Here is a 13,660-nt window from a genome sequence, read left to right as displayed (position 1 = left end):
GATCCTCCGGTGAGGTGGCGTATCGTATCGATCCGGGAAGCACGGATAAACCTGACAAAGCGCGATATACTGTCAAAAATATTTTGACAGTAAAAGGCGTGGTGATGATTAACCTGCAGCGGGCTCAGATGTTTGTCGCGGTGGCCGACACCGGCAGTTTCACTGCCGCAGCCGAGGCAATGGGGCTGACAAAAGCCGTGGTCAGCTTCAATATTCGCCAGCTAGAAGATGAGCTGGGCGTTACGCTGCTGCTGCGCTCCACCCGCCGTCTGACGTTAACCGAGGCGGGCGCGCTATTTCATCAGCGCAGCGTGGCGCTTCTGAAGGATGCGGAACGGCTGCAGGATGATGTCCGCGCGAATCATGCGGGGCTTACTGGCGAACTGCGGATCACGACTACCCCCGAGTATGGCTCACAGGTGGTGGTGCCGCTGCTGGCCAGGTTTAGCCAGCAGCACCCGGATCTTCGCGTGCGGCATGTTTCATCGTCCCTGCACGCCGACCTTATCTCGGAGCGCTTTGACGTGGCCATCCGGCTGGGAACGCTTGCCGATTCGCGCAACCACGCCGTGCTGATTGCGCACTTCTCCATTCTCCCCGTCGCGACGCCCGGGTGGCTCGTTAACCATCCGATCGAAACGCTTGCGCAGCTGGCCCATGCGGACTGGATTATTCACGAGCGTCTGGCCTCGCCGCTGCGCTGGCAGGTGAGAGATGCCAGCGGTGCGCCTGAAATGCTGGAGATAAAAAAAGCGCCGCGCCTGTTTGCCGACAGCGCTCAGGCCCTTATGGCCTTTGCACTTGCTGGCGGAGGTGTGGCGTTACTGCCGGAATGGCTGGCGCGCGATGCGCTTGATGCGGGAAAACTGGTCCCGGTTTTACCGGAATATACCTTTGCGCGGCAGGGCATCTATGCGGTTTATCCCGATGCCCGGCACGTGTCGGCGAAGGTGCGCACCTTTATCGATTTTATGCGCGCCAGCGTGAATTAATCGTGCATCATCTTTTTGATGAGCGCGGAGAACTGCTCCCGCTCGGCCTTGTTAAGACGTCCTAAAAACGCCTCATCCACCTCGTTGCCAACCGGTTTACAGCCAGCAAGCAGGGCTTCACCTTCTGGCGTCAGGAAGACAAACCGGCGGCGCTTATCGGCCGGATCGTGCTCGCGTTTGACCAGACCGCGCGCCTCCATGCGGCTGAGCATCTCCGCCAGGGTCGCTTTCGTGCTGACCGCCACTTCGGTCAACGCCACCTGTTCAATACCCGGATGCTCGGCTATAGAGCGCATCACCGCATACTGTGGCTTGGTCAGTTCCGGTAAGGCATGTTGCCACTGCGCGGTATGCTGTTGAAAAAGCTGACGTAACAGGTGGAACGCCTCTTGTCTTAGTTCCATGAACACTCCGACGGAAAAAATCTCTCCCCTATGATAGCCGCTATTGCTCTCAATTTTAACGCGGCATCTTTTAGCCATTCGTGTGATCGTATGCGAACGATCTTGCCAGGAAAACGATCCTGGAGTAGCTTATTTATAATGTTCGTGTACGAACGAATAATTGAGGTGATGAATGAGATTGATAGTAGGAATGACGGGGGCAACGGGCGCACCGCTGGGCGTGGCGCTGCTGCAGGCGCTTCGGGAAATGCCGGAGGTGGAGACGCATCTGGTGATGTCTAAGTGGGCAAAAACCACCATTGAGCTGGAAACGCCTTACACCGCGCAGGACGTTGCGGCGCTGGCTGACGTTGTCCACAGTCCGGCTGACCAGGCCGCCACCATCTCCTCCGGCTCGTTTCGCACCGACGGCATGATCGTCATTCCCTGCAGCATGAAAACGCTGGCGGGTATCCGCGCGGGCTACGCCGAAGGGCTGGTGGGACGTGCGGCAGACGTGGTGCTGAAAGAGGGGCGCAAGCTGGTATTGGTTCCCCGTGAAACGCCGCTCAGCACCATTCATCTTGAGAACATGCTTGCCCTTTCCCGCATGGGCGTGGCGATGGTGCCGCCCATGCCTGCGTATTACAACCACCCGCAAACCGCCGATGACATTACCCAGCATATAGTGACCCGCGTGCTCGACCAGTTCGGTCTGGAGCATAAAAAGGCGCGCCGCTGGAACGGGCTGCGGGAGGCGAAACATTTTGCACAGGAGAATAAAGATGGCATTTGATGATTTGAGAAGCTTCCTGCAGGCGCTCGATGAGCAAGGGCAACTGCTGAAAATTGAGGAAGAAGTTAACGCCGAGCCCGATCTGGCGGCGGCAGCCAACGCGACCGGCCGCATTGGCGACGGCGCGCCCGCGCTGTGGTTCGACAATATTCGTGGCTTTACCGATGCCCGCGTGGTGATGAACACCATCGGCTCCTGGCAGAACCACGCCATTTCGATGGGGCTGCCTGCGAACACCCCGGTTAAAAAACAGATCGACGAGTTTATCCGCCGCTGGGATAAATTTCCCGTCACACCGGAGCGTCGCGCCAACCCGGCCTGGGCGCAAAATACGGTGGACGGGGAGGACATTAACCTGTTCGATATCCTGCCGCTGTTTCGCCTGAACGACGGTGACGGCGGTTTTTATCTCGATAAAGCGTGCGTTGTCTCGCGCGATCCGCTCGACCCGGACCACTTCGGCAAGCAAAACGTCGGGATCTACCGTATGGAAGTGAAGGGCAAGCGCAAGCTCGGCCTCCAGCCGGTTCCGATGCACGATATTGCGCTGCATCTGCACAAAGCGGAAGAGCGCGGTGAAGACCTGCCGATTGCGATTACGCTGGGCAACGACCCGATCATCACCCTGATGGGCGCCACGCCGCTGAAATACGATCAGTCCGAGTATGAAATGGCCGGCGCGCTGCGTGAAAGCCCGTACCCGATTGCCACCGCGCCGTTGACCGGCTTCGATGTGCCATGGGGTTCTGAAGTGATCCTGGAAGGGGTGATTGAAGGCCGCAAGCGTGAAATCGAGGGGCCGTTTGGCGAGTTTACCGGACACTATTCCGGTGGTCGTAACATGACGGTTGTCCGTATCGACAAAGTCTCTTACCGCACCAAACCGATTTTCGAATCCCTTTATCTCGGCATGCCCTGGACCGAGATTGACTACCTGATGGGACCGGCTACCTGCGTGCCGCTCTACCAGCAGCTTAAAGCGGAATTTCCGGAAGTGCAGGCGGTGAATGCGATGTACACCCACGGTCTGCTGGCGATTATCTCCACCAAAAAACGCTACGGCGGTTTTGCCCGCGCGGTCGGTTTACGCGCCATGACCACGCCGCACGGCCTCGGCTACGTGAAGATGGTAATTATGGTGGATGAGGATGTCGATCCGTTCAACCTTCCGCAGGTGATGTGGGCGCTGTCGTCGAAAGTGAACCCGGCAGGGGATCTGGTGCAACTGCCAAACATGTCGGTCCTTGAACTCGATCCCGGTTCCAGCCCGGCTGGCATTACCGACAAACTGATTATCGATGCCACCACGCCCGTCGCGCCGGACACCCGGGGCCACTACAGCCAGCCGGTACAGGATCTGCCTGAAACCAAAGCCTGGGCAGAAAAACTGACCGCGATGCTGGCAGCACGTCAATAAGGAGGAAAAGATGATTTGTCCACGTTGTGCCGATGAGCATATTGAAGTGATGGCGACGTCGCCGGTAAAAGGTGTCTGGACCGTTTATCAGTGCCAGCATTGTTTGTATACCTGGCGCGATACCGAACCGCTGCGCCGCACCAGCCGCGAGCACTACCCGGAAGCGTTCCGCATGACGCAGAAGGATATTGATGAGGCGCCGCAGGTGCCGACAATCCCGCCGCTGCTGTAAAAAAAAGCCCGATGGCGCTACGCTTACCGGGCGATAATATTGTGTGGTCTTTTGCCCGGTGGCGCTGCGCTTACCGGGCCTACGGTTTTGTAGGTCGGGTAAGACGAAGCCGCCACCCGACAAAACAGACCGCAGAAAACTAAACCAGACTCTTCAACCTGTAAATCCACTCCAGCGCCTGACGCGGCGTCAGTGAATCCGGGTCGAGGTTCTCCAGCGCTTCCACCGCAGGCGACGTCTCTTCCGCAGGAACCAGCAGCGACATCTGTGTACCATCAATCTGCGTCGCTGCCGCATTCGGTGACAGGCTTTCCAGTTCACGCAGTTTCTGACGCGCGCGCTTGATCACCTCTTTCGGTACGCCTGCCAGCGCCGCGACGGCCAGGCCATAGCTCTTGCTCGCCGCGCCATCCTGCACCGTGTGCATGAAGGCAATGGTATCGCCGTGCTCCAGCGCATCCAGATGAACGTTCGCAACCCCTTCCATTTTCTCCGGCAGCTGCGTCAGTTCGAAATAATGGGTGGCAAAAAGCGTCATGGCCTTGATTTTATTCGCAAGGCTTTCCGCACAGGCCCATGCCAGGGACAGACCATCATAGGTTGACGTTCCGCGTCCGACTTCGTCCATTAGCACCAGGCTGTGCTCCGTCGCGTTATGCAGAATGTTTGCCGTTTCGGTCATCTCGACCATGAAGGTTGAGCGTCCGCTCGCCAGATCGTCCGCAGCCCCGACGCGGGTAAAGATGCGGTCGATGGGGCCAATCTCCACGTTTTGCGCCGGGACGTAGCTGCCGATATACGCGAGCAGCGCAATAAGCGCCGTCTGACGCATATAGGTACTCTTACCGCCCATGTTCGGACCGGTAATGATCAACATTCTTCTCTGCGGTGACAGGCTCAGAGGGTTGGCGATGAACGGTTCGTTGAGCACCTGCTCTACCACCGGGTGACGGCCTTCAGTGATGCGAATGCCAGGCTTATCGGTAAAGGTCGGGCAGGTGTAGTTCAGCGTTTCAGCGCGTTCTGCCAGATTGACCAGCACGTCCAGCTCCGCCAGCGCGCTGGCGCTCTGCTGCAGGTCGCCCAGGTGCGGCATCAGCATGTCGAACAGCTCGTCATACAGCTGTTTTTCCAGCGCCAGCGCCTTGCCTTTCGAGGTGAGGACTTTGTCTTCGTACTCTTTCAGTTCAGGAATGATGTAGCGTTCGGCGTTTTTCAACGTCTGGCGACGCACGTAGTGGATCGGCGCCAGGTGGCTTTGCCCGCGGCTAATCTGAATGTAGTAACCGTGTACCGCGTTATATCCCACTTTCAGGGTGTCGAGCCCAAGACGCTCGCGCTCGCGGATTTCCAGCTTATCGAGGTAGTCCGTCGCACCGTCGGCCAGCGCGCGCCATTCGTCCAGCTCCTCGTTGTAGCCCGGGGCAATCACGCCGCCATCACGCACCAGAACCGGAGGCGCATCGATAATAGCGCGCTCCAGCAGTTCGCGAAGCTCGGTAAATTCGCCCATGGTTTCGCGGAGTTTCTGTACCGGCGCGCTGTCAACGTCACTCAGCTGCGCGCGCAGTTCCGGCAGCTGCTGGAAAGCATGACGCATCCGCGCGAGGTCGCGTGGTCGCGCTGTTCGTAGTGCCAGACGCGCAAGGATACGCTCCAGATCGCCTACCTGGCGCAGGACCGGCTGCAGTTCGGTATAGCGATCCTGCAGCGCGGCAATCGTCTGCTGACGGCAAACCAGCGTCTCGGTATTGCGGATCGGCATATGCAGCCAGCGTTTCAGCATGCGGCTGCCCATTGGCGTAACCGTACTATCGAGGACCGACGCGAGCGTATTTTCTACGCCACCCGCCAGGTTCTGCGTGATCTCCAGGTTACGGCGCGTGGCGGCATCCATGATGATGCTGTCCTGCTGGCGCTCCATGGTGATAGAGCGGATATGCGGCAGGGCGGTGCGCTGGGTATCTTTCACGTACTGCAGGAGGCAACCTGCTGCACATAGCCCACGCGGTGCGTTTTCAACGCCAAAGCCAATCAGATCGCGGGTGCCAAACTGCAGATTCAGCTGCTGGCGCGCGGTATCAATTTCGAATTCCCACAGCGGACGACGGCGCAACCCGCGACGACCTTCAATCAGCGCCATTTCTGCGAAATCTTCGGCATAGAGCAATTCTGCAGGGTTGGTGCGCTGCAGTTCAGCAGCCATCGTTTCACGGTCAGCCGGTTCACTCAGACGAAAACGTCCGGAGCTGATATCCAGCGTCGCGTAGCCAAACCCTTTACCGTCCTGCCACAGCGCTGCCAGCAGGTTATCCTGGCGCTCCTGTAACAGGGCTTCATCACTGATGGTGCCAGGCGTGACGATGCGCACGACTTTGCGTTCCACCGGGCCTTTTGAGGTCGCCGGATCGCCGATCTGTTCGCAGATGGCAACGGACTCGCCCTGATTCACCAGCTTCGCCAGGTAGTTTTCTACCGCGTGGTGAGGGATACCTGCCATAGGAATGGGTTCGCCTGCCGATGCGCCACGTTTGGTCAGCGAGATGTCGAGCAGCTGCGATGCACGCTTAGCATCGTCATAAAACAGCTCGTAAAAATCGCCCATACGGTAAAACAGCAGGATTTCCGGATGCTGTGCTTTCAGCTTCAGATACTGCTGCATCATCGGCGTATGTGCGTCGAAATTGTCGATTGTGCTCATGGAGTTATGATGTCCATTTCTTTGAAAATAAACCGTTTTGATGGGCTCAATGGCCGTTTGTTCCTTCTATTGTCGCATGAAAAAAAGGTCCGGCGCAGAAAAATGTCGTGGCTTTACGAGGCATCTTCCGACATTAATTCGATGACAATTTTTCCATGCTCCACGCCCACCCTGACTCGGGAATGGGTCGTAAATCCCGCTTTTTCAAGCCAGTCACCTTTTAAGCTCAGCGCCGCATGCACGCTGTAGCGCTTCGGTATCTTGGTATTGCGGTCTTCATGGCGTTTTCTAAAATATCCCACTTTTAAATGGCGATAGGGTTTGCCGATCGCGAGCTCTTGCATAGGGTCTCCAGACAACACGGACAAAGGTCATTTCTGATGCCTGTATAAAATACCAGTGATTGCTGGCCGGTGCAGGGCTAAAACTGGAATCAGGCTTCAGGAAACGAAATGCAACCGCTGAAATCCAGTGTTGAAAGGTGTATTATTGATGCACTTTATTATTCGGTAATCCGCTATGTCCGGTAAACGCATCTCACGAGAAAAAGAGACCATCGCGAGAATGATCGCGCTGTATGAAAAGCATTGCCCGCAGTCATCTCAGGAGGAAGGGCACTATCAGGCGCTCAACGCGTATGCCGATAAGCGCCTGGATAAATGCGTTTTCGGTGAGGAAAAGCCTGCCTGCAAGCAGTGCCCCATACACTGCTACCAGCCTGCCAGACGTGAAGAGATGAAGCAGGTTATGCGCTGGGCAGGCCCGCGTATGTTATGGCGTCATCCTATTCTTACCGTTCGTCATCTGATGGATGACCGTCGTCCCGTGCCGGAACTGCCGGAGAAATACCGTCCGAAAAAGTGATTGGTTCAGCGTCTCAGCGGGCGGCAAATCACCTTCAGGGCCAGCGCGCTGCAGAGCGGGAAGAGGGCCAGCAGCAGCCAGGGATACATCGCCTGCGTAGAGGGCACCAGCGCGCGGTCCAGCAGGCTGCCAAACAACAAGTTTCCTGCCAGTACCGCTATGCCTCCGGCGGTGGCGAGTGCGCCGTAGTGCGCGCCAAGCGTGGATTCCTCCGCAAACCGAGGGATCAGATCTTTAGCCGAGGGCACCAGCAGCATTTGCCCCAGCGTTAACAGCGTCACAAAACAGACTGAAGGCAGTAAGCGCAGCCAGCCTTCCTGCGGCGTCATCGGGGCGAACGTCGCCACGCTCGCAAAGGCGGCTGACAGCAGCAAAAATCCCACCGGCAGAATTCTCACCGCGCCCACGCGACGGGCAAAGCGCGCCAGCGGCAGCTGTAAGGTGATGATCAGAACGGAGGCCAGCATAAAAAGCGGGCCGAGATCTTTCTCGTTACCGCCAGAACGCTGGATCTCCACCGGCAGCGCCAGATAAAGCTGGTTATAGCTTAACAGCCACGAACTGTAGGCAATAATAAAGGCGACAAAGCGCGGCTGACGGAACGTTGTCCACCAGGGCTGTATTTTCAGCGTCTGTGAACGGTGGCCAGCAGCAGGCAGGCAAAAGTAGAGCACCACTAGCGCAATGATAAAGACGCCTGCCCCCGCTAGCGCCACCTGACGAAAGCCGAGGCCGGTGAGCAGGGCGCCAGCAACCGGGCCAAGTACCGCGCCGAGCTCTCCGCAGACGGCAAAGAGCGCAAACCACTCCGCACGGCTTCGTTTGCCTTTTGCCTCGCTGTGAGTGCCTGCCTTTGCCAGCAGTGCCTCAATCGAGGGGGAGAACAATGCGCCGCCAACGCCCGTCAGACACGCGCCCAGAATAATCGGCCACAGGGATTCCCCGAAGGCCAGCAGCAGATAGCCTGAAACACGAACAATACAGCCGCTGAGGATAATCACTTTCGCGCCAAACCGGTCCGATAGCGCACCGCCAACGATAAACATCCCCTGCTGGGAGAAGGTACGAAGGCCCAGGATCAGCCCGATAAGTCCGCCGGAGAGCAGCATGTCGTCGCGCAGGAATATCGCCAGGAAGGGAACGACGGCGTAAAAGCCAATGTTGAAAACAAACTGGCTACCCAGTAAAACGGGCGGCCAGAGCGTGGCGGCAGGGCGAAGGGGCATCGTCGTTCACTCGCCCCTAAACGATAAAGTGGATGTGCTTTTTGCCATGGAACGGCGAGATCTCGATTTTGGTTTTGACCCGGAAGACATCCCAGAGCAACGACTCGGATAAGATATCCTGCGGTGTCCCCGTCGCCACAATTTGTCCTTTCTGCATCACAATCAGCGAGTCGCAGAACATCGAGGCGTGGTTGAGATCGTGGATAGCGACAATGCTGGTGACCGGTAATTCGCTGATCAGCTGCATCAGCTGCATCTGATGATGAATGTCCAGGTGGTTGGTCGGTTCGTCCAGCAGGATTTCCGTTGGGGTCTGAGCCAGGGCGCGGGCAATATGCACCCGCTGGCGCTCGCCGCCGGAGAGGCTCAGCCAGCCCTGGTCGCTTTTATCCAGCATATCCACGCGCTGCAGGGCGGCGGTGACGGTTTCATCATCGTGCTTGCTCCAGTTGGAAAAAGCGGAGTGGTGCGGAATACGCCCAAGTTTCACCACGTCGCGCACGCGCATGTTGGCGTCCGTCATCCCGTGCTGTTCCACAAAGGCGACCCGGCGGGCTAGCTGCTTTTTGGCGATGCGGGAGATGTCCTGGCCGTCCAGCGTCACACAGCCCGCATCCGGGCGGCGCAGACCAGCCAGAATGCGCAGAAGCGATGATTTACCGCAGCCGTTAGGGCCAAGCAGTCCTACCGTTTCCCCCCGGGAAACCTTCAGCGAGACGTTATTAACGATGACTTTTTTGCCGACCTTCCAGGTAATATTTTCAGCGCAGACACTCATCACTTATTCCTTGAGCGATAGATAATCACGGCAAAGAAAGGCACGCCAACCAGCGCGGTGACTACGCCGACGGGCAGGCTTTGCGGCGCAATCAGCATGCGCGAGGCAATGTCTGCCAGCACCATCATGATCGCCCCTGCCAGCGCGCTGGCAATCAGCAGCGTGCGGTGCAGCGGCCCGAACAGGAAACGCATCACGTGCGGCACCACCAGCCCGACAAAGCCGATTGAACCCGCCATACTGACAATCGTCGCGGTAATCAGCGCGGTAGTGGTAAAGAGCGTCAGGCGCACCCACGGGACGGCAATACCTAAAGAGGCGGCAGCGTCATCACCGAACGTGAAGGCATCCAGCGCCCGGGAATAGTAGAGGCAAACGGCTAATCCAGTCAGCACCACGACCAGTGCCAGCTGGAATTCAGGCCAGCGTACGCCGCTAAAGCTGCCCAGCAGCCAGAACATCACGTCGCGCGCCTGCTGGGCGCTGGCGGAGGTGCTGATGGTGTAGGCAGTAATGGCGTTGAACAGCTGTGAGGCGGCAACGCCAGCCAGAATGGTACGTTCATTTCCCCCGCGCGCGCCGTTCGTCAGAAACGCGACAAACGCAAAGGCGGCGAACGCCCCGGCAAACGCACCCGCAGAGAGTGACACCGCACCGGTGCCAATCCCCAATACGACGACCGACACCGCCCCGGTTGAGGCACCAGCCGACACGCCGAGCACGTAAGGTTCCGCCAGCGCGTTCTTCAGCAGGCTCTGCAATACGGCACCGCAGATGGCCAGCCCCGCGCCGCAGCAGGCCGCCACCAGCGCGCGGCTCAGACGAAAGTCCCAGATCACGCTCTCATAGATGCGGTTGAGCGGAACGTCGGTCAGCCCCAGCTTATTGCCAATAGCGTAAAAGACGTTGGACAGCGGAATCGACAGCTCGCCGACGCTGACGCCGAGGGCGATCACTAGCAACAGCAGGACGACGGCAAGCAGAGCAGAGGTGGTCAGGAACAGGCCCTGTCGGGCCTGAAGTACGGTTGCCGTCATCAGTTCAACCCCAGCTTTCTGAGCTGCTCGCCCACCTGTTCAGCGCCGTAAATCGTGCGGATTGTCGGGTTCATGGCCTGGCCGTCCATCACCACGATATGGCCTTTCTTCACCGCGTCCAGCTGGCTGACGGCGGGATCGCTTTTCAGGAATTTGATTTTCTCTTCCGCGTTATCCAGCGCCCAGCGGTTACGATCCAGGCTGGAGACAACAATCACGTCCGGGTTCGCGGCGATAATGCTTTCCCAGCCAACGGTTGGCCATTCGGTCTCAGCGGTAATGGCGTTATGGCCGCCCAGCACGTTGGCAATAAAACCGGAGGCGCTGTTTTTCCCACCGACATAGGCATCCGCCGAAGGAGAGGCGCTTGAGAACCAGAAGACAAACGAGAGATCTTGTTTGTTTTTACCAAATTCCTGACGCAGGTCGGCCTCGCGTTTTTTGAAATCGGCAATGACGGCTTGGCCGCGCGCTTCAACGTTGAAAATCTTCGCGAAATCTTCAATCTCTTTATAAAGGTACGTCATATCCCACAGCGTCTGGCGGCTGCCGTACATATCGCCTGCGGCCTTTTTGGTGGCGCACATGCCTGGTGATAAATAGCTGTTCACGCCGACGGTGGCCAGATCTTCACGTTTTGCGACCTTACTTTCCGGCCCGAGCAGCAGAGGAAGCTGGGCTGGAACAAAATCGGGATTTTGCGAAAGGATGGATTCCAGCGTCGGAATTTCTACCGTCAGGGTTTTGATTTTTGCATTCTTTTCAGCCAGCTGCGGCAGCACTTTGGTCGGCCAGAAGGCGCTGGCCTTCACCTTATCTTCCAGGCCCAGCAGGAGCAAAATTTCGACGGTGTTCTGGCCCAGGGCCACGACGCGTTCTGGCGCTTTGGTGAACGTCTCTTTGTAGCCACAGTTTTCAATCGTCAGGGGATAGGTGGTTGCCAGAGCAGAACCGACCGACGCAATCGCCAGGCCTAACGCGCAGATGACCTTTTTCATGAAACGCTACCCTTCATTAAAATTATTATTGATGCAAATGAAACTCATTATTAAGGCGGAATTTTATACAGAGGAAACGATTTTGTGTCAATGAGGGACAATTACGCAGGGGAACAAAAGGCGGTGTCAGAAAAACACCGCCGGAATAAGGCCTTAAATGAGACTCTCTTTATCAATCCCGAGCCGCTTCATGCGAGACAGCAGGGTGGTGCGTTTTAACCCCAGTCTCTGGGCCGCACCTTTTGGCCCGGCGACCACGCCGTTGGTCTCTTTCAGCACGCGCATAATGAGCTGATATTCATCTTCTCCCTCTTTCGCGGTCTCGGCGGCGGGCGCGGTCACGTCAGGAAGCGTAACCTCAGGCAGGGAGAGTTGCAGCACGTTACCGCGCGTCAGCAGCACAGCGCGTTCGATGACGTTTTCCAGCTCGCGCACGTTGCCGGGCCATTCCATCGATGAAAGGGTACGCAACGTCTCGGCAGGAATACTGTCGATGTTTCGCCCCATCCGGCGCGCGATCTTCGCGGTAAAGGCTTTAACCAGCAGGGGAATATCTTCCGGGCGCTCGCGCAGCGGCGGCAGGAAGATCGGAAAGACGTTCAGGCGATAGTAAAGGTCGCTGCGAAACTCGCGGTCGGCGACCATTTTTTTCAGGTCACGGTTGGTGGCCGCAATCAGCCGCACGTCGGTCTGGATAAGCTTGTTGCTGCCAAGGCGCTCAAACTCCTGCTCCTGCAGGACGCGCAGCAGTTTCGGCTGTAGCTCCAGCGGCATATCGCCCACTTCGTCGAGGAACAGCGAGCTTTTGTCCGCCAGCTCAAAACGGCCCAGCCGCTGGCTGCTGGCTCCGGTGAATGCACCGCGCTCGTGGCCGAACAGATCGCTTTCCAGCAGTCCCGCAGGCATCGCGGCGCAGTTCATCTTCACCATCCGTCGGCTGTTGCGGTTGCTCAGGTTGTGAATGGCGCGGGCTATCAGCTCTTTGCCCGTGCCGGTTTCGCCCAGAATCAGCACCGTGCTGTCGCTTTGCGCCACCATCTCAACCTGCTTAAGCACGCTGTACATAGCGTCGCTGCGCCCGATGATTTCACCAAACTCGCTGTCCACGTTGTTGAGCTGTTCGGTCAGGGCCAGGTTCTCATCCACCAGCCGCTCTTTCAGACGATGAATTTCCTGATAGGCGAGGGCGTTATCCAACGCGATGGAAATACGCTCGGCGATCTGGCGCAGCAGCTTCAGGTTGGCGGTGGTAAACACGCCCTCCTCACACTGCGCCAGTTTTAGCACGCCCAGCATGGTGTTGCCGGACATCAGCGGCAGCAGGCACAGGGTCTGAATTTTATTGCCCCAGGTGTTAAACAGCATCCGCTCGTACGGCGCGACCGGGTCCTGCTCGTTCAGGTTGAGCAGGAGGATCTCTTTGCTTTTGAAGACCCGTTCAGAAAGGGTGCCCGCTTCGTCTACCTCGCTCTGCTCGTGCGCCGGGTTGGCTTCATCGAGATAGTGCGTGGAGTAGATGTTCAGCTTGCCCTTGCGATGCCCGCGCAGCGCAATGCTGATGGCGTCTATTTTGAAATAGTGGTGGATCTCTTTCGAAACTTCGCTGACCAGCTCGTCCATGTCCAGGCGGGATAGCACGGCGTTGGTGATGGCGACCAGAATGCGGAAGTTGTCGCGCTCGCGGCTCAGCAGGTCGTAATCGACGTTATTGGTAACGCGGCTTTGGATCTGCTCCGCGACGACGGCCACAATCTGGGTAAAGGTGTGCAGGCGCTCGTATTCCGCCTCGCTCCAGGGCTGGTCGGTCGTGCGGATAAACTCGCAGCCGCCAAAAATCTGGCCCTCTGCCGCCAGCGGCAGCATGCAGTAATGCCCGAAAGGCTGATAGAGGTCGCTCTCCGCCAGCTTCGGCCACGCCTGGCGGAACTCCGCAAAGCTGCAGTGCAGCACTTCAGGCCGGGAGAGTATGCGGCGCACCGGGCCGTGCGCCAGATACGTTTCGTCTTCGTATTCAAACGTTTTGCCATTATCACGCGTCGAGTAGTAGCTCGCGCGCTGCGTTCCGCTATGCCAGAGCACAATCGCGGCGCTGTCCGCCAGCGCCGATTGCCTGACCAGCCGCGTCAGGGCATCGCTCAGCGCACCGAGATCGGGCTGCTGTAAAAGTGTGCGCGTGATGTCAAACAGGCCCTGCTGTCCAAGATCGCTCATCGGTGTATACGGCATATTGCTTTCC

General features: G+C 57.9%; 13 protein-coding genes. 5 read left to right on the top strand and 8 right to left on the bottom strand.

Going from position 1 to position 13,660, the window contains the following annotated elements; genetic code table 11:
* Positions 1–104 precede the first annotated feature (104 nt).
* On the top strand, positions 105–992 hold the full coding sequence (locus tag ACMGGX_RS05260; protein ID WP_181595215.1) for a LysR family transcriptional regulator: 888 nt from the start codon (positions 105–107) through the stop codon (positions 990–992).
* Here the strand turns inward: ACMGGX_RS05260 and ACMGGX_RS05255 are convergent.
* A complete protein-coding gene (locus ACMGGX_RS05255) occupies positions 989–1,396 on the bottom strand; it encodes a MarR family winged helix-turn-helix transcriptional regulator (protein ID WP_023308984.1) in 408 nt (135 codons plus the stop codon). The genes ACMGGX_RS05260 and ACMGGX_RS05255 overlap by 4 nt on opposite strands.
* Positions 1,397–1,568: 172 nt before the next feature.
* Between ACMGGX_RS05255 and ACMGGX_RS05250 the strand changes: the two genes are divergently transcribed.
* From ACMGGX_RS05250 to ACMGGX_RS05240, 3 genes are read left to right on the top strand one after another with little or no spacing between them, the layout of a single operon-like run.
* Positions 1,569–2,171, top strand: a complete 603-nt coding sequence (locus ACMGGX_RS05250; protein ID WP_023308983.1) for a non-oxidative hydroxyarylic acid decarboxylases subunit B — start codon at positions 1,569–1,571, stop codon at positions 2,169–2,171.
* A complete protein-coding gene (locus tag ACMGGX_RS05245) occupies positions 2,161–3,588 on the top strand; it encodes a non-oxidative hydroxyarylic acid decarboxylases subunit C (protein WP_023308982.1) in 1,428 nt (475 codons plus the stop codon). Before ACMGGX_RS05250 ends, ACMGGX_RS05245 begins: the two co-directional genes overlap by 11 nt.
* Before the next feature lie 10 nt (positions 3,589–3,598).
* Complete coding sequence (locus ACMGGX_RS05240; protein WP_003862116.1) at positions 3,599–3,820, top strand: non-oxidative hydroxyarylic acid decarboxylases subunit D; 222 nt, start codon at positions 3,599–3,601, stop codon at positions 3,818–3,820.
* A gap of 139 nt (positions 3,821–3,959) precedes the next feature.
* Here ACMGGX_RS05240 and mutS read toward each other — a convergent pair whose 3' ends face one another.
* Together mutS and ACMGGX_RS05230 are read right to left on the bottom strand one after the other, a co-directional pair.
* Positions 3,960–6,521: a DNA mismatch repair protein MutS gene (gene mutS, locus ACMGGX_RS05235; protein WP_023308981.1), complete on the bottom strand. Its 2,562-nt coding sequence runs from the start codon at positions 6,519–6,521 to the stop codon at positions 3,960–3,962.
* Between the two features lie 113 nt (positions 6,522–6,634).
* The gene (locus tag ACMGGX_RS05230) at positions 6,635–6,865 is read right to left on the bottom strand and encodes a SymE family type I addiction module toxin (RefSeq protein WP_023308980.1); all 231 of its coding nucleotides are present in this window, start codon (positions 6,863–6,865) and stop codon (positions 6,635–6,637) included.
* A 175-nt stretch (positions 6,866–7,040) separates the two neighbouring features.
* On the opposite strand from ACMGGX_RS05230, the gene ACMGGX_RS05225 reads away from it, so the two are divergent.
* Positions 7,041–7,385 (top strand): nitrous oxide-stimulated promoter family protein, encoded by a 345-nt coding sequence (locus ACMGGX_RS05225; protein ID WP_420298133.1) that lies wholly within the window; start codon positions 7,041–7,043, stop codon positions 7,383–7,385.
* Positions 7,386–7,390: 5 nt separating this feature from the next.
* On the opposite strand, the gene ACMGGX_RS05220 is transcribed toward ACMGGX_RS05225, so the two are convergent.
* The 5 genes from ACMGGX_RS05220 to flhA form a co-directional block, all read right to left on the bottom strand.
* A complete protein-coding gene (locus ACMGGX_RS05220; RefSeq protein WP_348561845.1) occupies positions 7,391–8,611 on the bottom strand; it encodes an MFS transporter in 1,221 nt (406 codons plus the stop codon).
* 16 nt (positions 8,612–8,627) lie between these two features.
* Positions 8,628–9,389, bottom strand: coding sequence for an ABC transporter ATP-binding protein (locus tag ACMGGX_RS05215; protein WP_348561846.1), 762 nt, complete (start codon positions 9,387–9,389; stop codon positions 8,628–8,630).
* Complete coding sequence (locus tag ACMGGX_RS05210) at positions 9,389–10,426, bottom strand: FecCD family ABC transporter permease (RefSeq protein ID WP_420298132.1); 1,038 nt, start codon at positions 10,424–10,426, stop codon at positions 9,389–9,391. The genes ACMGGX_RS05215 and ACMGGX_RS05210 overlap by 1 nt, the downstream gene beginning before the upstream one ends.
* Positions 10,426–11,424 carry an ABC transporter substrate-binding protein gene (locus ACMGGX_RS05205; RefSeq protein WP_212474260.1) on the bottom strand — a complete coding sequence of 333 codons (999 nt, stop codon included), beginning with the start codon at positions 11,422–11,424 and terminating at the stop codon, positions 10,426–10,428. The genes ACMGGX_RS05210 and ACMGGX_RS05205 overlap by 1 nt, the downstream gene beginning before the upstream one ends.
* A gap of 153 nt (positions 11,425–11,577) precedes the next feature.
* Entirely contained in the window at positions 11,578–13,650 is a 2,073-nt protein-coding gene (gene flhA / locus ACMGGX_RS05200) for a formate hydrogenlyase transcriptional activator FlhA (RefSeq protein WP_063441064.1), read from the bottom strand.
* Positions 13,651–13,660 lie beyond the last annotated feature (10 nt).

Origin of the sequence: Enterobacter sp. BNK-29 (assembly GCF_048684785.1) — a bacterium.
GTDB classification, from domain to species: domain Bacteria; phylum Pseudomonadota; class Gammaproteobacteria; order Enterobacterales; family Enterobacteriaceae; genus Enterobacter; species Enterobacter cloacae_M.
Note: the sequence above shows the minus strand (reverse complement) of the source record. Positions and strands in the feature narration are given on the sequence as shown.